This window comes from Methylobacterium bullatum (genome assembly GCF_014845095.1).
Taxonomy (GTDB): Bacteria; Pseudomonadota; Alphaproteobacteria; order Rhizobiales; family Beijerinckiaceae; genus Methylobacterium; species Methylobacterium bullatum.
Window position 1 is genome coordinate 1 of the sequence record NZ_NKUG01000247.1, and the last position, 1,367, is coordinate 1,367.

The 1,367-nt window shown below is 67.4% G+C and carries 3 protein-coding genes; 1 reads left to right on the plus strand and 2 read right to left on the minus strand.

Annotated elements, in window-relative coordinates:
- Both MBTS_RS22680 and MBTS_RS22685 read right to left on the minus strand, forming a co-directional pair.
- Positions 1 to 384: thiamine pyrophosphate-dependent enzyme (locus tag MBTS_RS22680; protein WP_244973624.1), on the minus strand; the 384-nt coding region annotated here is incomplete at its 3' end.
- A 134-nt stretch (positions 385 to 518) separates the two neighbouring features.
- Positions 519 to 830 carry an FtsB family cell division protein gene (locus MBTS_RS22685; RefSeq protein ID WP_026175812.1) on the minus strand — a complete coding sequence of 104 codons (312 nt, stop codon included), beginning with the start codon at positions 828 to 830 and terminating at the stop codon, positions 519 to 521.
- An 84-nt stretch (positions 831 to 914) separates the two neighbouring features.
- Between MBTS_RS22685 and MBTS_RS22690 the strand changes: the two genes are divergently transcribed.
- Positions 915 to 1,367 (plus strand): LysR family transcriptional regulator (locus MBTS_RS22690; protein WP_192216549.1); only part of this gene is annotated, 453 nt, incomplete at its 3' end.

Below are 1,367 nucleotides of genomic sequence, written 5' to 3' on the forward strand. Positions count from 1 at the left end.
CCCGCCGCGCCGGCCGGTCAGTTCGGCCATCACGCCCTTCGGGTCCATGCCGCAGGCGAGCATGTGGCCGTGGTCGCGGTATCCGGTGATGGTCTGGTCGCCCTCGACCGAGGCCATCTGCATGCCGATGACGACCGCTTCCTGGCCGATATAGAGGTGGCAGAACCCGCCGATGAGGCCCATGCCGTAGAGTTGGCCGGCTTTCTCCTCGAAACGCCGGATCAGCAGCATCTCGTGATAGGCGTGGAGGTCTTCCTCCCGGGTGAACTGGGGCGTGTTCGGTGCGGGAGCATGCGTCTGGGCGTCTCCGCCCCCCGTCCCCAACTGAGCCGAACCCTTGGCCGAATCGGCTTTCGCCTGACCCGCTTCGTTGGCGGCATCCATCGGCTTTCCTCCCGTGAACGGCTTTTCTGGAACCGTTTCTAGGACAGGGTTTTGCGGAAAGCGAGGCCGTCCCGTCGACAGATCGGCCGAGTTGTCAGGCAGAATGCGACGGGAAAAACGCGATCGGGGTACGATCAGGGATTGATGATGACGACATCGTTCGCGTGGACCCGGCCGAGGACGATGCGGGCGCGTTCCTCCAGGAGATCCCGGTCGATCTGCTCGCTGCGCAGGAGCGCCACCCGGTGCTCCCAGATCGCCCGGTCGGCCTTGGCGGCGTTCAGTTCCTGCTTCAGACCGTAGGCCTGAATTTTCAGAGCGCGCTTGGCCTCCAGGCCGCGGTTGCCGCTCTCCGCCTGATGCACGAAATAGCCGACCACGAGCGCGGACACGGCGTAGAGGCCGAGCGGCATGAGGACGGAACGGACGCGGCGACGGACAACCATGTTCGAACCATCGCGCCACAGGGTTAAGGATGTGTTGCCGATGCCGGTCTCTTTCCCCATGCCCACCTGCCCCATGCCCGCCCGATGATGCGGTTCGACCTCGTCGATCTCGGCCTGTTCCGCCACGTGGCCGAGGCGGGGTCGATCACGCATGGGGCGGCCCGCGCCAACCTCGCGCTCGCGGCCGCGTCGAGCCGGATCCGGGCGATGGAGGTCTCCCTCGGGGCGGCCCTCCTCGGCCGGAGCCGCCAGGGCGTCGTCCTGACGCCGGCCGGGCGGGCGCTCCTCGCCCATGCCCGTTCCCTGCTGGAGGGCGTCGACCGGATGCAGGGGGATCTCGCCGCCTATGCGGGCGGCGCGATCGGCCAGATCAAGGTGCTGTCGAACACCCACGCGCTCACCGAATTCCTGCCGGAGGCCCTGAGCGCCTATCTCGCCCTTCATACCGGCGTGAGCGTCGATATCGTCGAGCGGACCTCGGACGAGATCGTCGGTCTCGTGGCGGAGGGAGCCGCCGATCTCGGCATCGTCTCCGGC